This is a genomic window from Cellulosilyticum sp. ST5 (genome assembly GCF_046529625.1).
Taxonomy (GTDB): Bacteria; Bacillota; Clostridia; order Lachnospirales; family Cellulosilyticaceae; genus Cellulosilyticum; species Cellulosilyticum lentocellum.
In genome coordinates, this window is record NZ_CP132338.1 from 3,095,645 (window position 1) to 3,110,938 (window position 15,294).

14 protein-coding genes and 3 rRNA genes are annotated in these 15,294 nt (G+C 37.7%); all 17 read right to left on the minus strand.

What is annotated here, in order from left to right:
* Positions 1–5 precede the first annotated feature (5 nt).
* Positions 6–98 carry an S-layer homology domain-containing protein gene (locus tag QTL86_RS15125; RefSeq protein ID WP_410495300.1) on the minus strand — a complete coding sequence of 31 codons (93 nt, stop codon included), beginning with the start codon at positions 96–98 and terminating at the stop codon, positions 6–8.
* Complete coding sequence (locus QTL86_RS15130; protein ID WP_410495301.1) at positions 74–205, minus strand: hypothetical protein; 132 nt, start codon at positions 203–205, stop codon at positions 74–76. Before QTL86_RS15130 ends, QTL86_RS15125 begins: the two co-directional genes overlap by 25 nt.
* Positions 196–417: a hypothetical protein gene (locus QTL86_RS15135; RefSeq protein WP_410495302.1), complete on the minus strand. Its 222-nt coding sequence runs from the start codon at positions 415–417 to the stop codon at positions 196–198. Before QTL86_RS15135 ends, QTL86_RS15130 begins: the two co-directional genes overlap by 10 nt.
* Before the next feature lie 108 nt (positions 418–525).
* Positions 526–3,428, minus strand: a 23S ribosomal RNA gene (locus tag QTL86_RS15140).
* 510 nt (positions 3,429–3,938) lie between these two features.
* A complete protein-coding gene (locus QTL86_RS15145) occupies positions 3,939–4,841 on the minus strand; it encodes a hypothetical protein (RefSeq protein WP_410495303.1) in 903 nt (300 codons plus the stop codon).
* Positions 4,842–4,965: 124 nt separating this feature from the next.
* Positions 4,966–5,661 (minus strand): YkgJ family cysteine cluster protein, encoded by a 696-nt coding sequence (locus tag QTL86_RS15150; protein WP_410495304.1) that lies wholly within the window; start codon positions 5,659–5,661, stop codon positions 4,966–4,968.
* Positions 5,662–6,123: 462 nt separating this feature from the next.
* Positions 6,124–6,864, minus strand: coding sequence for a LytR/AlgR family response regulator transcription factor (locus tag QTL86_RS15155; RefSeq protein WP_410495305.1), 741 nt, complete (start codon positions 6,862–6,864; stop codon positions 6,124–6,126).
* Between the two features lie 9 nt (positions 6,865–6,873).
* Positions 6,874–7,317 (minus strand): hypothetical protein, encoded by a 444-nt coding sequence (locus QTL86_RS15160; protein ID WP_410495306.1) that lies wholly within the window; start codon positions 7,315–7,317, stop codon positions 6,874–6,876.
* The gene (gene floA / locus QTL86_RS15165) at positions 7,298–8,287 is read right to left on the minus strand and encodes a flotillin-like protein FloA (RefSeq protein ID WP_410495307.1); all 990 of its coding nucleotides are present in this window, start codon (positions 8,285–8,287) and stop codon (positions 7,298–7,300) included. The genes QTL86_RS15160 and floA overlap by 20 nt, the downstream gene beginning before the upstream one ends.
* Before the next feature lie 2 nt (positions 8,288–8,289).
* A complete protein-coding gene (locus tag QTL86_RS15170) occupies positions 8,290–8,796 on the minus strand; it encodes an NfeD family protein (protein WP_410495308.1) in 507 nt (168 codons plus the stop codon).
* Between the two features lie 157 nt (positions 8,797–8,953).
* The gene (locus tag QTL86_RS15175; protein ID WP_410495309.1) at positions 8,954–9,784 is read right to left on the minus strand and encodes a sensor histidine kinase; all 831 of its coding nucleotides are present in this window, start codon (positions 9,782–9,784) and stop codon (positions 8,954–8,956) included.
* Positions 9,785–10,308: 524 nt separating this feature from the next.
* Positions 10,309–10,929, minus strand: a complete 621-nt coding sequence (locus tag QTL86_RS15180) for a YhbD family protein (protein ID WP_410495310.1) — start codon at positions 10,927–10,929, stop codon at positions 10,309–10,311.
* Positions 10,930–10,952: 23 nt separating this feature from the next.
* Entirely contained in the window at positions 10,953–11,690 is a 738-nt protein-coding gene (locus QTL86_RS15185) for a hypothetical protein (protein ID WP_410495311.1), read from the minus strand.
* 326 nt (positions 11,691–12,016) lie between these two features.
* Positions 12,017–12,208 carry a helix-turn-helix transcriptional regulator gene (locus QTL86_RS15190; protein ID WP_410495312.1) on the minus strand — a complete coding sequence of 64 codons (192 nt, stop codon included), beginning with the start codon at positions 12,206–12,208 and terminating at the stop codon, positions 12,017–12,019.
* Entirely contained in the window at positions 12,180–12,893 is a 714-nt protein-coding gene (locus QTL86_RS15195) for a DUF6773 family protein (protein WP_127065532.1), read from the minus strand. Before QTL86_RS15195 ends, QTL86_RS15190 begins: the two co-directional genes overlap by 29 nt.
* Positions 12,894–13,242: 349 nt before the next feature.
* A 5S ribosomal RNA gene (gene rrf, locus QTL86_RS15200) occupies positions 13,243–13,360 on the minus strand.
* 144 nt (positions 13,361–13,504) lie between these two features.
* Positions 13,505–15,030: ribosomal RNA gene (locus QTL86_RS15205) — 16S ribosomal RNA — on the minus strand.
* Positions 15,031–15,294 lie beyond the last annotated feature (264 nt).

Here is a 15,294-nt window from a genome sequence, read left to right on the forward strand (position 1 = left end):
TTATTTTAAATAACTGCCATTTGTTCACGGCCGATACCTTGATTTGGTTCAAACTTACCATTACCTGTACCGTTTACAAATTTATTTTCATTTGCCATTCAACATATCCCATGTAGTAAGCATCTGATTTTACATCACTAAAGTTGCTGTCTATACAACCACTTACATCTATACCTGCTAATCTCCCAAGAACTGTTACAAACATTCCTCTTGCCATAGTTGTGTTTGGACTAAATGAGAGATTGTTAAGTTTGTGGCTTTATCGGCTTCTCTACCACTTACTTGATTTTTATCTGCAGCTAATACATTCACTTGCCCTACGCTCAAAGCCACTGCTGGTGTAGGCACTATAGTAAAAACGTGTTTCTTGATACTTTTCTCTTGCTCATATAACTTGGGATACTTAACTATTGACATAAAGCCCATTTACAAGAAATCATAGTTTTTTACAAAAAAAACACCCTTTCGGGTGCTCTCTTCTCATACTCTCAAAAACAAATACTACAACTATTTAACCGTTTTATCTAGGTCAAACCCTCGAACCGTTAGTATTGGTCACCTCAATGTATTACTACACTTACAGCTCCAACCTATCTACCTCATAGTCTCTAAGGGGTCTTACTCCTTTCGGATGGGAAATCTTATCTTGTGGTCTGCTTCACGCTTAGATGCCTTCAGCGTTTATCAGATCCAGACTTGGCTACTCTGCTATGCCTTTGGTAAGACAACAGATGCACCAGTGGTCCGTCCATCCCGGTCCTCTCGTACTAAGGACAGCTCCACTCAAATTTCCTGCGCCCACGACGGATAGGGACCGAACTGTCTCACGACGTTCTGAACCCAGCTCGCGTACCGCTTTAATGGGCGAACAGCCCAACCCTTGGAACCTGCTTCAGCTCCAGGATGCGATGAGCCGACATCGAGGTGCCAAACCTCCCCGTCGATGTGAACTCTTGGGGGAGATAAGCCTGTTATCCCCGGGGTAGCTTTTATCCGTTGAGCGATGGCAATCCCACTTTCATACCACCGGATCACTAAGTCCTACTTTCGTACCTGCTCCACCCGTCGGTGTCGCAGTCAAGCAACCTTATGCCTTTGCACTCTTCGAATGGTTTCCGACCATTCTGAGGTTACCTTTGAGCGCCTCCGTTACTCTTTAGGAGGCGACCGCCCCAGTCAAACTGTCCACCTGACATTGTCCCAGACCCGGGTAACGGGCCATGGTTAGAAGTTAAGTATTACAAGAGAGGTATCCCACCGGCGACTCCACCTAGACTGGCGTCCAGATTTCTCAGTCTCCCTCCTATCCTGTACATGTAATACCCAACCTCAGTATCAAGCTACAGTAAAGCTCCACGGGGTCTTTCCGTCCTGTCGCGGGTAACCAGCATCTTCACTGGTACTACAATTTCACCGGGTGCGCTGTCGAGACAGTGCCCAAATCATTACGCCTTTCGTGCGGGTCAGAACTTACCTGACAAGGAATTTCGCTACCTTAGGACCGTTATAGTTACGGCCGCCGTTTACTGGGGCTTAAGTTCAAAGCTTCGACTTACGTCTAACCTCTCCCCTTAACCTTCCAGCACCGGGCAGGCGTCAGCCCTTATACATCACCTTTCGGTTTAGCAAAGACCTGTGTTTTTGTTAAACAGTTGCTTGGGCCTATTCTCTGCGGCCTACCTAAGTAGGCACCCCTTCTCCCTAAGTTACGGGGTCATTTTGCCGAGTTCCTTAACAACGCTTCTCCCGTCGGCCTTAGGATTCTCTCCTCATCCACCTGTGTCGGTTTACGGTACGGGTACCTATCACGCAATAGCAGCTTTTCTCGGCAGTGTGGATTCAGCAACTTCTCTACTTTAATTTCGATCCCCATCACACTTCATCCTCGCCTAACGGATTTTCCTGTTAGGTGCGACTTTGTGCTTGGCCCAGGATACCATTCCTGGGTTTGCTTATCCTCCTGCGTCCCTGCAGTTCTGATAATAGGTAGTACTGGAATATGAACCAGTTGTCCATCGACTACGACTTTCGTCCTCGCCTTAGGTCCCGACTTACCCAGAGCAGATCAGCTTTACTCTGGAAACCTTGGATATTCGGCCTACAAGATTCTCACTTGTATCTCGCTACTCATTCCGGCATTCTCACTTGTAATTACTCCACAGCTCCTTACGGTACTGCTTCTGCGTCGTTACAACGCTCCTCTACCAATCCACTATTGTGAATTCCATAGCTTCGGTGGTGTGTTTTAGCCCCGGACATTTTCGGCGCAAGATCTCTCGACTAGTGAGCTATTACGCACTCTTTGAATGAGTGGCTGCTTCTAAGCCAACATCCTAGTTGTCTTCGAAATCTCACATCCTTTTCCACTTAACACACACTTGGGGACCTTAGCTGATGGTCTGGACTGTTTTCCTTTTGACCACGTGTCTTATCACTCGTAGTCTGACTGCTGATGGTATCTTGATGGCATTCTTAGTTTGATATGCTTCGGTAAGCTTGTGGGCCCCCTAGGCAATTCAGTGCTTTACCTCCATTAGACTCCTATCAACGCTAGCCCTAAAGCTATTTCGAGGAGAACCAGCTATCTCCGGGTTCGATTGGAATTTCTCCGCTACCCACACGTCATCTCCACCTTTTTCAACAGATGTGAGTTCGGACCTCCATTACCTTTTACGGTAACTTCATCCTGCACATGGGTAGGTCACCCGGTTTCGGGTCTACTAACAATGACTATTTTGGCGCCCTATTCAGACTTGGTTTCCCTTCGGCTTCGTACCTCCTGGTACTTAACCTTGCCACAGCTAGTAACTCGCCGGACCGTTCTACAAAAAGTACGCGGTTGCGCATCATATGGCGCTTCCACTGCTTGTAAACATAGAGTTTCAGGTTCTCTTTCACTCCCCTCCCGGGGTTCTTTTCACCTTTCCTTCACAGTACTATGCGCTATCGGTCACCGAGGAGTATTTAGGCTTGGGGGGTGGTCCCCCCGGCTTCCCACAAGGTTTCTCGTGTCTCGTGGTACTCTGGATACTGCTAGGCTTCACTTGGATTTCGCTTACGGGATTATCACCCTCTTTGATGAGACTTTCCAGACTCTTCAGCTATCCGCATTCCTGCCACGTCGCAGTCCTCAACCCCAGATTACAAGTAATCTGGTTTGGCCTGTTTCCCTTTCGCTCGCCGCTACTTAGGAAATCGATGTTTCTTTCTCCTCCTGAAGGTACTTAGATGTTTCAGTTCCCTTCGTTCCCTTCCTATAGTTATGGATTGGCTATAGGATGACAGAGGTTTGCTCTGCCAGGTTTCCCCATTCGGATATCTACGGATCAAAGTTTATTTGCAACTCCCCGTAGCTTTTCGCAGCTTATCACGTCCTTCATCGGCTCTCGGTGCCAAGGCATCCACTCTACGCTCTTAGTAGCTTGACCTATTTAGAGTCAGTTGATGAAACAAGTGTACTTCTTGTTGAATTTACTGACTCTCACACCCGGAGGGTGTTTGTTTGTACAGCGTTCAACTTTATCGAAGCCTTATTCCACGACTTTCTCTGGTCGTTTCGTGCCTTGTTAATTATCATTTCTGATAAAAACAAAGAATGTTTTAAGTCATTTCTGACTATATCGGTTAAATTGTAGATTTTACACCCTGACAAACATTTTTGCATTATACAATGCGTGTACATTTATCGTTAGGCGCAAGTTATATTGCTATAACTTACAAATCTATAATTGTTGTAGTATTTGTTTTTCAAAGTACGATGATTACTTATTAAGTAATCTTTGTTTTGTCGCTGCTTACTGCTGACGACTTGTATAATACTACACCATTGCATTACATAAGTCAACACTTATTTAAAAATTTTTATGTCGCAATAGTGTTCTTAATTTAGCTATAGCAAAACCATCTTTTAAGTATAAATACTAAACTAATTAGTTGCGCTACTCTATTTTTGCTGTAGCTAGAATACAATTAATTAATTCTCTATGGTCTATATCTCTATTGCTAGCTATCACTACACTCCAAAAATAGCCTTCATTATCATAAATTTTTATAATTATGTTCTTGCCTCTTCCTGTCTGCATAGCCTTTATATACTCATCTTCAAAATTTATACTGCCTTGGTCCATTGTTCCATTTACCAAACTTATATATTTAGTTACTAGAAGAGCAGGTAAAAATGCTATTTCTTCACTACTCATCTCATTATTAATATCTTGTATAACACTATTCTCAGTTATCTTTTGATACATATATCCTGAATCTAATACTTCTTTCCCATATGTCTTTACTAGATATGCTCTACACTGTTGTGCTGTTTCTTCTTTTAAACAGTCTATTATGACTTGAAAAGTAGGTGCTTTATATTTTTGCATAACAAGCATTTGAAAACCTTTGTTTGCATTTATGACTATAAATACTTTACCATTTTCTAGTTGCTTAATTTCTTGCTTATAATCGTTACTATCACCGGGTAATTGAAATTTCAGATTATCAAGTGCAACAGATTGTAGTTCTTTATAGTTCTTTATTTTTTCCCTGTCTATTTCCCCTTTTTCTACTCGTTTAGTCATTGCTTGTGTATTTTCTATATCAATTACTTTATTAAATTCTTGCTGTAATAAAACAATTGTTTCCTGTTTTGATTTAGTTCTGTTTTCAAACTCATCCATTATTTCTTGAATATGTTCATATCTATCTGTATTTTCTTTTTCCTGAACAACTGAACTTTCTTCTTGACTTGTTATATTGCTTTTCTTCTTGTTTTGAATACCTACCACTAAAACTATGATGATGATGCCTACCAGTACACATACTTCTATAAATAGTCTTTTATTTCTCAACTCGTTTCCCCCTAATAGTTCATTATTAAATTCTTTATGTGGCATAACCCTTTTTATAAATGCACAAACAAATTCCATCTTATATTGGCTCCCAATGGTTATCTATGTATTCATTTCTTCTCTTTTATTGCTTACCTTTTAATATGTCTTCAATATAATAAGGTAAAAGCTTCATTTGGTAATCACTAGGAGCTTTCTTAAATAAACAGTCTAAGAAATATCTCTCCCATTCATCATATTTTATGCCACCCTCCACATAAAAGCCTTTCTTACACTCCCACGAGCTCGAATATACACGATAGCTCCAGCATCCTCCAGGCCTTACCGGATATATCATACATCTTCCTTCTTCTGAAAGCATTGGACAAGGTAGATTAAGAGCAAAGTAATCTGCCATAAAATGATAGATTTCTTTTTCTGCTGTTCCAGATATATAATATTTATTCTGTTCTGTATCTAAACCACTTGCTTTGATGCAGTTCTTCCATTCCTCTACTTTTTCTAAAATACTTTCTTTAATCTCTGGTGCAAATTGACTCATATAAATAGCAATAGCTTTTGCTTCTGTGGGAAGCACTTGAATAGCTTGCTTACAGCATGCACTACATCCCACACTGCATACACAATGTATTCCTGTTTCTTGTTCAACCTGATCTAACTTACTCGTAACCTTTCTAATCTCGTTACTTATCCATTTTGTTAGAATCTTATCATCGATACTATTAGGTAATGTTATTAATCCTTGTTCTTTAGCTACTGCTACTTCCTCCATAGATTTTTGCCAAAGCCTATCCATTTTTTCTCCCAAATGCTCACGCATTTTATCTCCTCCTGTAATGGTCATCATTTATTGGCCTTTTTGTATGTATGATTTATCCTTTAGTTGACACTACTTCTTATACAGATACAGTACTTAATAAATTACTTTATTCTTCTATTCATATCTTGGGTATGCAATGAAGTGTACAAATGAATAAATTAGAAGTATAAGTAGTTTATTTCTAGTATAAGTAAATGTCTTTGTAATCACAATATTTATTAAATATTTAAAATTTAATTTTACAAAACTTTATTTTCAAGATATGTACTGATTAGTATTTCTTATGAAACATTCATTCCTTTTAAATATGTAATTACTTTTTTGAACCCGATCATCACTATTAATCTACAAATTTATAGCTTATCGTTCTATGGTTAAAACAGAAAAAGTGTGTATCTCATAGTTTTAGTTCACTACAAGGTACACACTTTTAGGCAAAACAACGTTTTTATCACAGCTATTTTAGAAGAAACGCTTTTTAATCTCTTCATATTTTTCTACTGTTAAAAGAGCATCTTTATCTATGTCTTTAAACTTTACAATATAAGTCCAACGCCCATAAGGTTCGATTTTAGTAATTTGAGATAAATTAATAAGATATGATTTATGACTGCGTAAAAATTGATCTGGTTCTAGCTTAGTCTCTATATCACTTAAGCTAGCTGTAGTGGTGAAAGCATCCCCTTTAGTATAAATGACTGTACTGTTATTTTCTCTTTGAACTAAAATAATGTCATTAATATCCACAAAACTCATACTTTCTTTACCCTTTACTAACAGTTTATTAAGACCTTGTTCATATTTAACGATTTTATCAATCTCTTCGTTTCTTTGTGGCAATTTAAGTGCTTTAATTCTCTCTAACGTTTGACTTACTCTTTCCACATTAAAAGGTTTTACTAGGTAATCAAAAGCGTAGACTTCAAAGGCATTGGACATAAATTCATTATGAGCTGTGGCAAAAATAATTTTAGTTTTAGGGTCTAAATCGGCTATTATTTTAGCACATTCTAGACCACTCCCCCCATTAATTTCGATATCTAGAAATACAACCTCTGGTTTTTCCTTAGTAAACAGCGAGATGGCCCCTAGCATTTGATCACTTTCTCCTACCACTTCAAAGCCATCTACACGCTCAATAATCTTTCTTAAAAGCGTTCTTATACCTTCTTCATCTTCTACAAGTAGTACTTTTATTACCATAGCTCCCCCTTATCTTCTATGTCTTTTCTTATACTTTGGTTCTCCTAAAACTTCTGCCCATAAAATAGCTTCTCTTAACTGCTGCTTATTAGGTCTAGAAAAACTACTTGTTGGCATCTGCTCAGATACTGTAGCTAACTTCTTTACTTGAGTCACAGATAATGGTGGTGCTTCAACTTCTGAATGTGTTTTCTTTTTCTTTACGAGCTTCTTCTTAGTATGTTTTTGGGGACCACTTTCCTCTTCTAAGGTATATTGGCCTTCAAATTCTTCTAAAACCCCTCTATTATTCGCTTCATCATCTTCATACTGTTTATCATAACCATTGGCACATCTCTTTTGATTACTCACATTATTCTTTTCCCCACTTATGGAGAAACTGTCTTCTAGTTGACGTCTCAGCTCCCCTTCTAGACCTAGTAAAGCTCCTAAATTAACTGTTGAAGTTGCCATCCCTATTACCTCCTAAAGGGCTTTCCTTTTCCTTTGTTTTAGAAAGGGCAGCTCTCATTTCGGTGTCTGCTTTTAAGTTTTGCATATCATAGTAGTCCATAATCCCTAACTTACCTTCTCTAAGTGCATAAGCTAGGGCTTTTGGCACTTCTGCTTCTGCTTCTACTACGTAAGCTCTCATTTCTTGTTCTTTGGCCACAGCCATGGCTCTTCTTTCCTCTGCTTTAGCTTGAGCAATATTTTTGTCTGCTTCTGCCTGAGAAATTTGAAGGTGTGCACCGATATTTCTACCTACATCTATATCTGCAATATCGATAGACAAGATTTCAAATGCTGTCCCTGAATCTAAACCTTTGCTAAGTACACGTTTTGAGATATGATCCGGATTTTCGATAACTTCTTTATGAGAAGTTGCTGAACCAACAGTGGTAACAATACCTTCACCAATTCTAGCAAGCACAGTAGCTTCTCCAGCACCACCTACTAAACGTTCAATATCAGCTCTTACTGTTACTCTTGCTTTTACTAAGAGCTCAATACCATCTTTGGCTACAGCTGATACATTAGGTGTTTCAATCACCTTAGGTTGAACGCTCATTTTAACTGCATCTAATACATCACGACCTGCAAGGTCAATGGCTGCTGCCTTTTCAAAAGGTAATTCAATTCCTGCTCTTTCTGCTGCAATAAGCGCATCTACTACTTTATCTACATTACCACCTGCAAGGTAATGTGCTTCTAACTGATTAACACTTAAGCTAATGCCTGCTTTAGTTGATTTAATAAGTGGCAAAACAATTCTAGATGGTACAACACGTCTTAGTTTCATACCTATAAGGTTAAAAATACTTACCTTTACATTAGCCGCTAAAGAGGATACCCATAAGCCTACTGGTATAAAGGTAAAAAAGAAAACGATAAATAAACCAATAACACCAATTAATACGATTGTTCCTACTAAATTACTCATTTCTATTCCCCACTTTCTTCTATGGACTTAACCATTAATTTTGAACCCTTTACCTCGTAAATCTGGATTTTTGTTCCTACTTGAATATACTTACCTGCTGAAATCACATCAAAATCTATCCCATCAAAATTTCCCATCCCCGATGGTCTAAGATCTGTAGCTGCAACTCCTTTTTTGCCTAGTAAATAATTTAAATCACTAGAGCTAATATAACCCTTATCTTTATTTTGCTCCTCATTTAAAATAATTGGAGAACGTAATTTCCCTTTGGATAAAAACCACAATATGCCTGCTAGCATAACACCTAAAATTGCTAATATAATAACTGCTAAAGTTGTACCTTCTTGTAAACTATCTGCTGAAATAATGACGCCTACTACAAGGCATATACTACCCAATACACCTGGCATTGAAATTCCCGGATGAAGCATTTCGATACCAATAAGAATAAAACCTACTAAAAATAATGCTACACTTATTAAAGTAATGCCATCTAGTAAATTAACCACCTACTAGCCCCCCTTTCTTTGACTCATTTATTTGTTTCTATATTAATCATAGCCTATTCTTAAATTAGCTACTATAAAAAACCTTCAAGTTATACACTTTCACCTTTATCCTGTCATTTTTTATTATTTATATCTCACTATGAATTAATCTTAAATTTTAACTATTTACCTCCTTAGGTAATTGAATTTGAAAGCTTGTCTTCTCCTCAGTTGATGTAACATGAATAGTTCCTCCTGAGGCTCCTATAATCTTTTGCACAATATATAGTCCCATTCCATGACCTACTTCTTTCTTAGTCGTATAGCCTTGTTTAAAAATTTGCTCTAACTGATTATTGTCAATGACAGGTCCATCATTACAGATATTAAATAAGTAGCATTCACCTTCTTCATTAATATCTACAATCAAATGCCTTTCACAAGTTTTTAAAAGAAGGGCTGTTATACCATTATCGATGATATTAGCAAGTACTTTGCAAAGCTCCCAAGGTTCTATCTTAAGGTGTCTTAAATCTGTTTTTATATTTAAGGTCATATGTACCTTGTTCTTCTCTGCTACTTCTAGTTTGGCTTGTAATAATGCATTAATGGCTGGTTGGGCTGTTTTTAAAGCTCTGCTTACCTTAATAACTTCATTAAATACCGGCTCCATATACCTTTTAGCCTCTTCATACTCCTCTAATTCTATTAAGCCATATACCACTTGAAGATGGTTTAAATAATCATGCCTTTGCACTCTTAATGTAGTATTAAGCTCTTCTAAGTTTTTCATACTTTCTAGTAAATCCTCATTTCTAAGTCTATTAGCATAAAGAACACCTACTACTGTAGCTAAGCTATTAATAAGAGCAAGACCTACTACCAAATATAAGGAAATACCTACATTTTTCCAAGCCCCTTCCCCCTTATTAATCCACATACCTAGTACTAAAATAATTTGCATGAGATTAACAAAAAGTAACACACCTATAACTTTTTTTATATTCAATTCATTCCCTCCCCTAAATACGCCTAGTATCATTATAGCATATACTCATGCATATACTCATCATATATAATGTCGCATCATGGTTGAAATAAGAGATGAAATGACTACACATAAGCATAACTTCAAGGTATTTTTCGTGCCATTCTATGCATTGTTTAATCCTAGGTCTATTTTGTCCTACTATTGCATATGTATAGAGTATCAAATTACATGGAGGTCTACTATGCCTGATAAAGGAAAAAGCAAATCTAACTCTACTGCAAAAGGTAAATCTATAGCTGCTTCTAAATCAAAAAATGATACTAAAAATGCAAAAAATACTAAGAAAAAATAATAAATAAGAGCATAATAATAATGAGGGTGTAATCCATGTTATGGTTTATACCCTCATTACTATTGTAGATGCACTAAAAGCCATTGGCCATTCTTATCTATGACATTAACGCTCTAATTATATATAAAAACTCTATCTTTTAACTATGCTTTTCTCTATCTTTAAATTTCTTATATGAAGTAAATTTGACTTATACTAATTTTAAACTCATCTCACTTACTTCTTTTATAAGATCAATCTCCATAATCTTAACAGCACTACTATCTACTATCACTTCATCTTGATTATGACAGCCTACAATAAAGGAAATCCCAAACTTTCTAAAGAGTAGAAGCTTGCTTTCTTCCTTATACAGTTTGCTAAAGGCTTCACTTAACATAGTCCCCAGCATTTTTATTTCATCTACTGTAATAATGGATTGTAACAGATACTTTTCTATAACTGCTAAAATAATAAGTTCCTTTTTCTCTACTTCTTTTATATCCCCGTATAAGCTATTAAATACTTCTCTAGCAGCAGTGCTTATAGCTTCTTTTGCCATAATGTACTCTATGTCAAATACCTTTTCACCCTCTTCTTTATTAAACAAGGCAGCTATTTCTTCTAATGAAGTTCCATCCTTCATAGAAAGAATTAATTCTATACGTTCTAGAATTTTATCTCTTCTAAAAAAAGTCTCTTGCCCTGTAGTCGAAGATTTCTTAATAAACCAATCCTCTGGAATAATATTCATGCGTTTCCATCTATATAACTGTCCATATGAAATATTTGTTAAATCTAATAGCTCTTTTTTTGAAATCAATTCTTCCATCACTCTCACCTCTGCCTTTCATTCTAGATTTGATTAACTGTATCTACTATTGCTTCTGGATCAACATCAATTTGGTCACTGTATTCCACTACACCAATTCTACAGCCTTTACCAATTTTAATATTTTTACCTCTTACTACTTTAGCTTCACAGTTTTCCAGAATAATTTCATCGCCTTCAATAGTACTAGCCACAACTTTATTTTCCTTTAAAATTTTAGGCATAAAAGGTCCAAGGAACTTTGTTACACTCTCATACCCTTGTCTAATTCTTACTCTAGCAGCTCCAACCTCATTTAAAACAGATGTTCCTACAGCTGTAAACACCAATACTTCACAGTTTAAGAATTTACCACAGTTTAAAACCCCTTCAATCTCAATCATTTCTCCTGCAATATCTTCTTTTACTTCTAAAAAGCCTTTTCCTTTAACTGTATTAGCTTTTAAACATTGTTCTATTTTAGTCATCCCATTAACACGAAGTTCCTCTGACACCTCTACATTGCCCTCACACTTTAAAACCCCTGATACATCAATATTTTCGGCTAAAACATTGCCTTCTACCTTACAAGTACCTGATACCCCTAACTTCTTTGTTTCAAGCTCTCCTAAAAGAGCCCCAATACCTGAAACTTGAAACTTTTCGCTTTTTACGCTTTCAGTAAATTTACCACTTCCAGCTATGCTAACTTTATCAAACTCACCTCCACCATAGGTTCCTAGGCCATCGATTTGAATTGAATGAAGTTTACTATTTTCCATTTCCATACCTCCGTAACATTGTTTTATTATTTAAACAAATATTAGCATAACATTGTTACGTTGTCAATTAAAATTAGATTAACGTTGTAAAACTCTTTATCATCATTTTTTAATCTTTTATACGAAAAAGAGCGTGTTTAGTTTCCAATTGCTAGAATTACTAAACACGCTCAATATAGCATTTGATCACATATCAAAGCTATTGTTGGTTCTCTATCATTTATTTAATTGTATAATGTTTGAATAAGGTCAAGCCTGCTTCCTTTAGTATATCTTTATATACTCTTCTTCGAAATATCTATATGAACCTCTCCTATATGAGCTTTTTACATCCAAAATAACTCATCTAAAGTCTTATGAAGCTCTTTACAAATTGCAATACACAGGTTTAACGACGGATTATATTTTCCTGCTTCTATGAGTCCTATGGTTTGCCTTGTAACACCTACGGCTTCTGCCAATTGCTCCTGAGATAGGGCACATTCTATCCTAGCTATTTTCATCTTTATATTCTTCATATTCTTCTCCATCTAAACATTCAGCTTTTCTTACTTCTTGGTCTGCTTTCTTTTCGCTTATAGAAATCATTAATTTCATCATGAAATAAAAAAGAACTCCCCAACTTACTGCCATTCCTACTATCCATAAAAATCCCCAAGGATTAAACATATTATCTTTAATCATATGAGGTCCCCCCATTATAATTCCAAAGAATAAGGCTCCTATACAGGTTCTCTTTTTGAATTCTTTTATTCCAGTCTTTGCTCTCTCTTTTCCGCCCCAAATTAGTAATCCCTTTTTAATAACATAAACAGTTATAATCATAGCAGGTATAAACCATACACCCATGTAAATAGATAATATATCTATATTTTTAGGAAAAATGAGCATTAGTATAAATTCTCCTATTATCAAAATAAAAAAACTTATCCCATAACATTTCGATATGACACTTTGTTTCATTCGTAAAGTCTGCTCATCTCTTGCTTTTTGGAATAATAAGCCTCTAACACCAAGACTAATTAACATATATCCTAGAGTTATTGGAATAACAAGTATCTCTATAATATACATTGTTATTTCCTTTGTAAACTGCCATTTAATGCATATCCCTAAGATAAGTAATACTAATGTCAAAAAATACATGGGACTTAATATTTTGTTGGTTTGATTTATAATTCTTTCATCTTTTAACTTTTTCATTACATCTTCCCCTTTATAAATGAATGATACTCTATGACAAATATATCTAACGCAACTATAATATATTTATTACAAAATATCAAATATATATTGCATTTAAAAAATACTTCTTAAGGTGTCGACTTGAATTGTAATGCATATGGCTATTATAAATTCAAAAATTTAGATGTAGAATACTACACACATACAATAAAAAAGTAGCTAAGATATATTTAAAAAATCCTCTTAACTACTTATAGTTCACCATACTTAGCATACCTTAACTATTAATATAGAATCAAAAAAAGTCTTTGAAAATACTAGCTATATCATAGCTCCTTATTTTCAAAGACTTTTTGACAAATAAAAAATCTGGCAATCACCTACTCTCCCAGTCAGTCTCCCAACAAGTACCATCGGCCGCTTAGGTCTTAACCTACGTGTTCGGAATGGAAACGGGTGTTTCCCCTAAGCGCATCATCACCAGAAATTTATTAGAATTCAATTTTACACTAGATCTTAAGCAACACCTCACCGCCGTTTCACTTCGGTTCGGTGCTTTGATAGTTACATCTAGCGATGAACTCTCAAAACAAAACAGTAACTATTAAACCTTCGATTTCTATCCTTAGAAAGGAGGTGATCCAGCCGCACCTTCCGATACGGCTACCTTGTTACGACTTCACCCCAGTTATTGGTTTTGCCTTAGACGGCTCCCTCCCCGAAGGGTTGGGTCACCGGCGTTGGGCCCCCCCAACTCCCATGGTGTGACGGGCGGTGTGTACAAGACCCGGGAACGTATTCACCGCGACATTCTGATTCGCGATTACTAGCGATTCCAACTTCATGTAGTCGAGTTGCAGACTACAATCCGAACTGGGACTGCTTTTTTGAGGTTTGCTGACTCTCGCGAGATCGCTTCCCTTTGTAGCAGCCATTGTAGCACGTGTGTAGCCCTAAACATAAGGGGCATGATGATTTGACGTCATCCCCACCTTCCTCCAAGTTATCCCTGGCAGTCTCTCTAGAGTGCCCAACTTAATGCTGGCTACTAAAGATAGGGGTTGCGCTCGTTGCGGGACTTAACCCAACATCTCACGACACGAGCTGACGACAACCATGCACCACCTGTCACCAATGTCCTAGCAAGCTAGGAAAGAAGGCATTACCCTTCGGTCATCGGGATGTCAAGTTTAGGTAAGGTTCTTCGCGTTGCTTCGAATTAAACCACATGCTCCACCGCTTGTGCGGGTCCCCGTCAATTCCTTTGAGTTTCAATCTTGCGATCGTACTTCCCAGGTGGAATGCTTAATGTGTTAACTTCGGCACCGAGACCCGTAAGCCCCGACACCTAGCATTCATCGTTTACAGCGTGGACTACCAGGGTATCTAATCCTGTTTGCTCCCCACGCTTTCGTGCCTCAGCGTCAGTTATGGTCCAGAAAGCCGCCTTCGCTACTGGTGTTCCTCCGAATCTCTACGCATTTCACCGCTACACTCGGAATTCCACTTTCCTCTCCCACACTCTAGTTCATCAGTTTCAGAAGCAGCTTAGAGGTTGAGCCCCTAAATTTCACTTCTGACTTAACAAACCGCCTACGCACCCTTTACACCCAGTAAATCCGGATAACGCTCGCTCCCTACGTATTACCGCGGCTGCTGGCACGTAGTTAGCCGGAGCTTCTTAGTCAGGTACCGTCATTTTTTCTTCCCTGCTGATAGAAGTTTACAATCCGAAGACCTTCTTCCTTCACGCGGCGTCGCTGCATCAGGCTTGCGCCCATTGTGCAATATTCCCCACTGCTGCCTCCCGTAGGAGTTTGGGCCGTGTCTCAGTCCCAATGTGGCCGTTCACCCTCTCAGGCCGGCTATGGATCGTCGCCTTGGTGGGCTGTTATCTCACCAACTAGCTAATCCAACGCGGGTCCATCCTATGCCGATAAAATCTTTACTATAACAATCATGCGATTGTCCATAGTTTATGCGGTATTAGCGTTCGTTTCCAAACGTTATCCCCCTGCATAGGGCAGGTTACCCACGCGTTACTCACCCGTCCGCCACTAAGTTCTAGGAGCAAGCTCCTATCACTTCGTTCGACTTGCATGTGTTAAGCACGCCGCCAGCGTTCATCCTGAGCCAGGATCAAACTCTCATAAAAAAGTTTGTCCGTGTAGTATTTCTACTACTGACTATTTTACTTAGTACAAGTTGTACTGATTCTCATCTCTTATTAGAGACGTAATGAATCGACTGGTTTATAGTTACTATTTTGTTTTCAAAGTTCATTTGTCATCAGCACTTGTTCTTGCTGACTTGTATTAGTCTACACCACTTCCTTACATATGTCAATAGTAAATTTAAATAAAAATAACAAACTATCAATATAACGCAAAAATAAGAGGAAAAAACTATTCTCAAGTAC

Bases quoted from the DNA above. Each gene is read 5' to 3' on its own strand.
- QTL86_RS15130 (WP_410495301.1), bottom strand. From the start codon at position 205: ATGTTTGTAACAGTTCTTGGGAGATTAGCAGGTATAGATGTAAGTGGT.
- QTL86_RS15190 (WP_410495312.1), bottom strand. From the start codon at position 12,208: ATGAAGAATATAAAGATGAAAATAGCTAGGATAGAATGTGCCCTATCT.
- floA (WP_410495307.1), bottom strand. From the start codon at position 8,287: ATGAGTAATTTAGTAGGAACAATCGTATTAATTGGTGTTATTGGTTTA.
- QTL86_RS15150 (WP_410495304.1), bottom strand. From the start codon at position 5,661: ATGCGTGAGCATTTGGGAGAAAAAATGGATAGGCTTTGGCAAAAATCT.
- QTL86_RS15180 (WP_410495310.1), bottom strand. From the start codon at position 10,929: ATGGAAGAATTGATTTCAAAAAAAGAGCTATTAGATTTAACAAATATT.
- QTL86_RS15125 (WP_410495300.1), bottom strand. From the start codon at position 98: ATGGCAAATGAAAATAAATTTGTAAACGGTACAGGTAATGGTAAGTTT.
- QTL86_RS15195 (WP_127065532.1), bottom strand. From the start codon at position 12,893: ATGAAAAAGTTAAAAGATGAAAGAATTATAAATCAAACCAACAAAATA.
- QTL86_RS15135 (WP_410495302.1), bottom strand. From the start codon at position 417: ATGTCAATAGTTAAGTATCCCAAGTTATATGAGCAAGAGAAAAGTATC.
- QTL86_RS15160 (WP_410495306.1), bottom strand. From the start codon at position 7,317: ATGGCAACTTCAACAGTTAATTTAGGAGCTTTACTAGGTCTAGAAGGG.
- QTL86_RS15155 (WP_410495305.1), bottom strand. From the start codon at position 6,864: ATGGTAATAAAAGTACTACTTGTAGAAGATGAAGAAGGTATAAGAACG.
- QTL86_RS15185 (WP_410495311.1), bottom strand. From the start codon at position 11,690: ATGGAAAATAGTAAACTTCATTCAATTCAAATCGATGGCCTAGGAACC.